4 protein-coding genes are annotated in these 7429 nt (G+C 59.1%); 1 reads left to right on the forward strand and 3 read right to left on the reverse strand.

What is annotated here, in order from left to right; genetic code table 11:
• Positions 1 to 16: 16 nt before the first annotated feature.
• The 3 genes from MFF07_RS21260 to MFF07_RS21270 form a co-directional block, all read right to left on the reverse strand.
• Complete coding sequence (locus MFF07_RS21260) at positions 17 to 1789, reverse strand: GumC family protein (RefSeq protein ID WP_238232826.1); 1773 nt, start codon at positions 1787 to 1789, stop codon at positions 17 to 19.
• 254 nt (positions 1790 to 2043) lie between these two features.
• Positions 2044 to 3147: an NAD(P)/FAD-dependent oxidoreductase gene (locus tag MFF07_RS21265; protein ID WP_147817832.1), complete on the reverse strand. Its 1104-nt coding sequence runs from the start codon at positions 3145 to 3147 to the stop codon at positions 2044 to 2046.
• A 1-nt stretch (position 3148) separates the two neighbouring features.
• The gene (locus tag MFF07_RS21270; RefSeq protein WP_147817831.1) at positions 3149 to 4150 is read right to left on the reverse strand and encodes a glycosyltransferase; all 1002 of its coding nucleotides are present in this window, start codon (positions 4148 to 4150) and stop codon (positions 3149 to 3151) included.
• Between the two features lie 836 nt (positions 4151 to 4986).
• Between MFF07_RS21270 and MFF07_RS21275 the strand changes: the two genes are divergently transcribed.
• Positions 4987 to 6243, forward strand: coding sequence for a polysaccharide biosynthesis/export family protein (locus MFF07_RS21275; RefSeq protein WP_373322412.1), 1257 nt, complete (start codon positions 4987 to 4989; stop codon positions 6241 to 6243).
• The last annotated feature ends 1186 nt before the right edge of the window (positions 6244 to 7429 follow it).

Consider the following 7429-nt stretch of genomic DNA (forward strand, 5'->3'; position numbering starts at 1 on the left):
GGATCGCCCATGAAGGTCAGAGACCTTCATGGGCGAGACTTCTGCCCTGGGGCCGTGCCCGATTCAGGACGACCCCGCCGACGATATCGAACCGGCCGGACAGCGCCGAGGCTGCCTCGACAACGATCTTGGTCTGGGTTCGATCTGCCTCCACCACGAGCAGCACCTCGTCCAGGCAGGCCATGAAGCTTTTGACTTCGATGACCTCGTGTACGGACGGCAGGTCGATGTAAATCTTGTGGTAGTGTGGACGCAGCTGCTTGAACAGAACCTCGAGCCGGCTCTGGTTGAAGAACGCTGCGTTCGACCGGCCGGAGCCTTGGGAGCCGCTCGGGAGAAAGTCGAAATCGACCGCGTCCAGCCGGACGACCGCGTCGGTCGCCGCAACCTGTCCGGACAGGACGTCCCGCAGGCCGTGTTGGATCGAGACGTCGAGAGCAGCCGATAGCCCTCCGCCCCGGCAAGCCGCATCGATGAGGAGGACGCGCTCGTGGGAGCGGCTGGCGGTCAATGCGAGGTTGAAGGCGATCAAGCTCTTGCCTTCGCGCGGCAGGGATGAGGTGATCCCGACCACGCAGGCCGTGTCGCGGCATCGCGTATCCAGCTCGAGCTTCAGTTGGCGGAACGGCCGGTCGAAGGGCGCGTCGCCGACGCTTCGGGCGAGCGTCAGGTCGAAGTCTCCCCGGGTCGCGCGCGCGATGTTGATACCGCGGCGCGCGGCGTGATCCGGGAGCACGCCCAGGCATCTGAGCCCGGTTGCCGCCTCGACGCGATCGGCGGTGTCGAAGGTCTGGATGCGCCCCTGCCGAACGAGGATATGCAATCCACTCAAACAGCCGGCTCCGACGATGGCAAGACCGAGAATGACGATAAAATTCGGCGAGCTCGGACTGAGCGGAACCGAGGCGGTCTTGATGATGCGCGCCTCGATCATCGGCACGTCTTGCTGCTGTGCGGTGTCGATCGAGCGCTGCAGATACGCGTCATAGAGCGATTTCGTCGCGGTAACGGTGCTCTCGAGGTTGCGTAAGGTGACCTGTGCTTCGGCGCTCGTCGCAGCACTGTTGATGTCTGCCTTGAAGGCCTGCAACGTGCGGTCGGCCGTGATCGTCTGTTCCCGCAGCTCCGCGAGCCGCTCCTTCAGCCAGCTGTTGGCCTTGCGCGTGGCATCGTAACGCGCTTCCGTCTCGCCGTTGGTGTAGGCGTTGGCGATCGCGTTGGCGATCTGCATGGCCCGGATGGGTGACCGGGACACGTAGCGGAGGTCGAGCACGTAAGACAGTCCTACGCGTTTGACGCTGAGATTCTTCGATACGACGAATGCCGCCGTTCGCTCGAGAGCCTCGGTGTTCATCGGCGCCGGGACCTGCCCGAGCCAGCTATCCCAGAAGCTCCCTCGGTTGTCTTCGGACTGGGGGGCGAATTCCGGATCTTCGATCAGCTTGTATTCCTTGACGACCTTCATCAGGAGGTCGTCGGATTTGATGATCTCGGCCTGACTTTCGATGATGCTCGCATCGAGCGGCGGATCGGAGCCGAACTGCGTTCTGATGATCTGGCTCTTCCGAGTGTCGATCATCAGAGATGTCGATGCCGTGTAGCGTGACGGAGCGACCGTGAGATAGGCGATGGCTGCGCCAAGACAGATCGCGAAAATCACCACGATCGATTTTTTGTGCCGACGAATGGCGCCGAGTATCGACGCCAGCGTCACGAGATTGCTCGCCTTTGCAGACCCGGCCGAAGACGGCTCGCTCCGAAAAAATGCTTCGTCTTTCAGCTTCAGCATAGTGGAAGGCCTTTGCTGTATCAGCGCAGAACTGTTGATGTGTCGGTAACTACTTTTAACTTGAAAAGGTTTGTTGAGAGAAGAGTACGCTGAACTCAGCAAAAAATCAAAGAAAACATCGTAGATGATTCCGAAATTTTGATGATTATTTTGCGTTTTTCGACAGTAGAGGTGATACCTGCAGAAAATTCACGCCGAAGCCTAGATCTTTCGTGATCGTCTTCGCCTCGACATTGGTAGGCCGATGCGATCGGTCAAGCTGCCAGGTCCTCACCGTTCAGCCGCTCGATGATGTCATAGATATTATCGATTTTCCCGCCCAGTACCGAAAACATTCTCCCGTACGGCGGTGATCGCGCAAGCATGATCGGCCGGCCGTCGTTGCCATCGTTGATCTTGAGGACTGTTTTGACCTCGTAGAGAGAGCGAACGTAGCGCGACCGCTCGAGAGCCGGCAGGAAGCGTTGCGCGTCGCGCAACATCCAGTCCACGCGGGTCTGGCGACCGTTCTCGCGCAAGATCCGGTCGGGCGTCAGCTCCCTGTCCTCGTCCCAGGTTGCATGCGGCGTGTATCGAACATGGGTCAGGGAATGCAGACCGGCCGTCGGGAACGGCATGCAGGAGAAGAACGGGCCGTCCATCACTGTGACGCCGAACGCTTTGAGCTCGTCCGGGGGCTCTATGAGAGCGATCTCGGTTAGTTCATGCCTGAGGACTTGAGCCATCTCCGTCGGTTTCGACGTAAACTGACCGAGGTTGCAATACGTGCAGTTGAAGGCCAGGTCGGCATCGAAGACGAAGGGCTCCGATTCGCGCCGGGCCGTCACTTGAACATTGCTCGGCCCCTGCTCGACCGCCACGACCTCCGTCGCCAGCCTCAGGTCGATCCCCGCGGCAAGCAACTCGGCCTCGATTTTGCGCGCGAGGATTGCGCTGTTGAAGGCGTATTCCTCGACGATATAGACGTCGCTTACGGTGTTCGGAGAGAACAGAGCCCGAATCTCTCGTGGAGCGCGAACCAACGGGGCATCGATCGATCGGCACAGCGATTCCATTTGCTTCGCGTTGATCTTCGAGCCGATGCGCGCAAGCGCGTAGAGCTTGGTGAAATCTCGAACCACGGACTCGGCATATGCCTCGACGAAGAGCGGATAGTTCGCGCGGCTTCGGGCGGCTGTCGTGAGGCTGCGTGGGTAGTGATAGCCATTGTGAACGCGCGCCTGATTGACGAGGGACGCGCGTTGCATGATCTGTGGCGCCGTCTCAAGTACCGTCACAGCGAAGCCTCGCTGCTTGGCGAGATAGAGCGCGATGCTACAACCGTAAAATCCGCCCCCGATGACGACAGCTTTGCGCATATCAATCGGAGGCCACTTCGATATTGAGGCGCTGCTTTACGTGCTGAAGAGAACTATTTGATTCCCCTACGATAAAATACGGCGGCCCCGCTCCGCGTTGGCGCAGGACGTGAATGAAATACTCCGCGATGATGAACAGCCCTATCGAGAAGATGAAAAACATGCCGGATTGCTGCAAGGACAAGGTAACCCAACCAGGTGCCACGTCGGCCTTGTACATGCTGACGCCGAGGACGTAGCCGGAATAGATCAGGTTCAGGAGGGCGCCCGACACCGCCAACCCCGAGGCAAGTCTCATCGGTGCGGTCGAGCTATTCAGCAACAGCGACCAGGCGCGGCGCGCTCTGTGCGCGAAACGGCTCTCGCCCGTGGGTCTGCGCTGCCCATGATATGTGATGGTGCATTTCGAGCAGCCAGCGAGTGCGGGCAACGTTCGATAGCGGAAGACGGGTTGGGGATGTTGCAGCAGAAAATTGATCAGGCGTCTGCTCATGAGGCGTGATTGCGCGCCCTCCTGCGTCAGATCGAGGCCGGTCAGAGCCCTGTAGGCCCGGCGGAAGAGGCCGGCCAGCGCGGCCTCGAGCGCGGTCTGTGCGACAGGCGCGACGTTCCGCACAAAGACCAGCTCGTATCCTTCCGAAATCCTCTCCAGCATCGCTGGAATGGTCAATGCAATCTCTGCATTAATGTTGAGGACGGCGACATAGTCACCGAGGCTATTTTCTATTCCGGCCCATGCGGCGGCTTCGAAGCCGACCTGAGATATCAGGCGGAATACTTGAATATTACCGATCTCGCTGCGATCGACGTGCTCGCGCAGTGCGCGCGCCACGCTGTCCGAGCTCGTCGCGTCGACCAGAACGATCTCGCAATCGCGCAGCTGCGAACCCACGGCACTAGCAATGCTGAAAATGTCCTTCGCGATCTCGGCGTCGAAGGACTGAACCACCATGACAACGGAGAGCATGAATCGTGGTTGCGGAGTTTCCAAACGCTGAAGCACGCGTGTCTCCCGTGAAATAATGGGTGCAAACCGATGATTTCGCTCGACCAGAATACGAGGCTAGCAAGTCGTGGCCGAAGAAGAAAGATTTGAACTGTCCGTTTTCGCCAATGCGCAATGCTGAGTTTGCACCGCAAAACGACATAAGACAAATAACAAATTCAAAAATAGAATTTAGTAAAATCGCGCGCAGACTCCCGAGCGCTCCGCGTTGTCAAGTAACGCGTCGGCGTCGTGCGTGGTCGGGCGATCATGGCCCGTGCACAGCGAACAGATCCTTCGCACCGAGAGCGGCAGTCGCTGCGATTGCGACGGGATCGATCGTTTATGGACCAGCGATCCGACATGCGCTCGAGCCGCCGCGTATGTTCGCGTCTCTCGGGCGCGTCGCCTCATCGGTGCTCGTGACGACCCGGAAATCCCGGAGCTCATCTTGGGCAAGCGCTGGGCGTCTCCTCGGCCGCAGGGGAAGTGCGACAATTGCTAGTTTTAGTCGTTCGGATCTCGGAGCGCTTTTCGACCGGCCGGCATCCACTCGGTCGAAAAGCGCTTCAGACGCTTGTAATGCCGCGGGATCGGGTCTCGGTCCGACGGCATTGGTTGGGCACGTATTCCGCAGCCCGTCTGCAAGCTGCCCAGACGGCCATGGCCCGGTCGCCCGCCACGGGGCGCTCCTTCGCCGTTCGGGGGCCGGCACCCGCTCGTCTATGCATTATGATGCCCTTTACGGTTAGTAGACGATTGTTAGCTTTTGCGAGCCGAACAACGATTTGACCATGGATATTGATATACGTAGCTTCTAGTCGAGAAACTTCAAAAATGAGGCTTCGAAAGTGATGTCAGATCGGCCGAGGGTGCACCGTTTCACAGCGGCCGTGTTGTTTGTTTGGCTCCAGACACTGAGCAGCGGCAGTTTCGCGCAGGAATATCGCTTGGCAGCAGGTGACACGATCAACGTCTTCATTGCCGGCGTACCCAACTCAGACTGGAAGGTCACCGTCGGCGGCGACGGACGGCTCATGGTACCGCTCGCCGGCATGTTCGAGGCAACAGGCGTGAGTCTCGACAAGCTCAGAGGATCGATCCGGACTGCGCTTTCGAAGCGGAACATCCGCTACATCACGCATGACGGACACGAGGTCTTCCTCACTCTGTCCCCGGACGATGTGATCGTCGATGTCGCGGCCTATCGGCCCGTCTACGTCGCCGGTGCGGTGGCGACCGTCGGGCCCCTGCCGTTCCGCCCGGGTTTGACGGTTCGCCAAGCTGTCGCGGCGTCTGGAGGCGAGGGGCGACAGTCGAAGGAAATGCAGGATTCCCGGCGCGCGGATGATCTTCGAGGTCGGATCAAGGACATCGAGTTCGAGATTGTGCAGGAGCGGACGAAGCTGAAGGCTACGAAGGCGGAGATCAAAGGCGATATCACCTTCGACAGCGGTTCAGCGTCCCAAAGCGGGCGGGATCCGGCAGAGACCGCCATCGTGAAGGGCGAGGCTGCACAACTCGCCGCACGGATGGACAAGTTTCGAACGGAGCGCGATGCCGCGCAGGCTACGCTCGTCCGAGCAACCGCGCGCGTCGCGGTTCTTAGCAAGCAGCATGCGGAGGAGGAGGAGGGCGCCAAGGCCGATGTGGTGGAGGCGGCCAAGGTGGCCGACTTCATGCAGCGCGGCATCAGCTCGGCCCAACGTCTCACCGACGCCCGCCGGATGAGCCTGCTGTCGGCCACCCGTGCGCTTCAGACCGCGGTTCAGGTCGAGGCCGCAAAGAACGATCGTGAGGAGGCCGTCAATCGCCTGCAATCGTTGGAGATGGAGCGCCGCGTGAATCTTCTCGCGAGTCTGCACGCGAGTGAAGGCAAGCATGAGAAACTTCTGATTCAGCGAAAGACCCTGCTCGAAAATCTGGTCTCGGCGGACGGTCCGGCGAGCGCTCTTCAGGAGCTCGACGTAAAATTCGATTTCACGATCCATCGCACGGTCGACCGCAAGGCTTCGGTCATTCCCGCGCAACAGGACGACTTCCTCGATCCCGGCGATGTCCTGGAAGTTCGCAGCTCGATCGCCGCCGGCCGGGTGGCGACCTCCCAGTAGCTGTCGACGCGCGAACCCGCCGAGCTGCCTCTCTCGATCGGCTGCCATCGGCGCAGAGTGGCGATGACAACTGTCGTCGGCCCCCGCGGGAGTTCCGAAACACTCTGCGGGCTTGCTCCTTCCTGCGTCCGGCATTCGCATGGCCGGCTTCTCGTTCCTGCGGAAGATCGGTCCTCGGTCCGCACACGGGGAATGCAGGCATCTGGGGCTGTTGCAAGGCCGTGATCGGATCGGGATTCAGCTGGTACGGCGCTCGTTGTACTTAAGTAGTCGCGCCGCCTCGATTTTTTTATATTGTCTTGCGCCAAATCTGGCGCGTCCCTGGCGGACGACACGTCGCACGCGACATCCCATCCTGCCAACCCAATCGAAATCGGTCGGCTGTTTCGAAGTCCGTCGTGGGGCGGCAGGTCTGCGTTGTTTCGCCTTGGAGATCGCGGCTTCGTATCACGTCGACACGTGTCGATCCCCTTCGAGGATCGACTCTGGGCTCCGTCTCATTCCGGTTCTCTCAAGCGTCAAGTGATATGCCCGGCAAGAGGGGATGGACACCATTCGCCCGAATCGTGTTGCGGCAGATGACAGTGCCCGAAGACGCCGTCGCGATTAACAATTGATATTTTTATAGGATTGTTGTCCGAGAAATTCACAGCGATTCAGGTTGTAAGCCCAAAAAAGCAATTACTAGTTAGCGCAAATTATTGCTTTTGTGCGTCGCACAATGTACGAGCGATCAGGTGCGATCCATAGACCTGTGGTCACCTGGTCATAGATACGACATCTGGGAAGCTGCTTTGGCCGTCGCGATGACGGCTAATTCAGAATATGAATAACATCCTATAAATTATATACAATCTATCCCAGGATCGAAATCATCAAGCCGTCATTTAGTTATTGCGTCAGACTAAAAGCTAGTTAACAGTCTGCCGGAATTGAGCGCCTACGGCAGTCGACGAAACCTGATTTCGCGCTCAAAGACGAAATAATCGATCAAACATCAAGAATCAACCGGAAAAACTAGCATAGGCTAAAAATCGGTTGGGGGCTGATCATCCATGGTCTCGGCGTGTCCTGTCTTCGATGGATGCGCGCTTTGGACGGAGGTACGACATGCTGCCGATCTCGACGAAAAGCTTTACCGCGCATAGCGACGTGTCGGCGGGCCCGGCCCCGATGCTGCAATGGC

Origin of the sequence: Methylobacterium thuringiense, assembly GCF_022179645.1 — a bacterium.
In the GTDB taxonomy this organism is placed as follows: Bacteria; Pseudomonadota; Alphaproteobacteria; order Rhizobiales; family Beijerinckiaceae; genus Methylobacterium; species Methylobacterium thuringiense.

Excerpts from the sequence above, each read along its gene's own strand:
- MFF07_RS21260 (WP_238232826.1), bottom strand. The coding sequence starts at position 1,789 with ATGCTGAAGCTGAAAGACGAAGCATTTTTTCGGAGCGAGCCGTCTTCG.
- MFF07_RS21265 (WP_147817832.1), bottom strand. The coding sequence starts at position 3,147 with ATGCGCAAAGCTGTCGTCATCGGGGGCGGATTTTACGGTTGTAGCATC.
- MFF07_RS21275 (WP_373322412.1), top strand. The coding sequence starts at position 4,987 with ATGTCAGATCGGCCGAGGGTGCACCGTTTCACAGCGGCCGTGTTGTTT.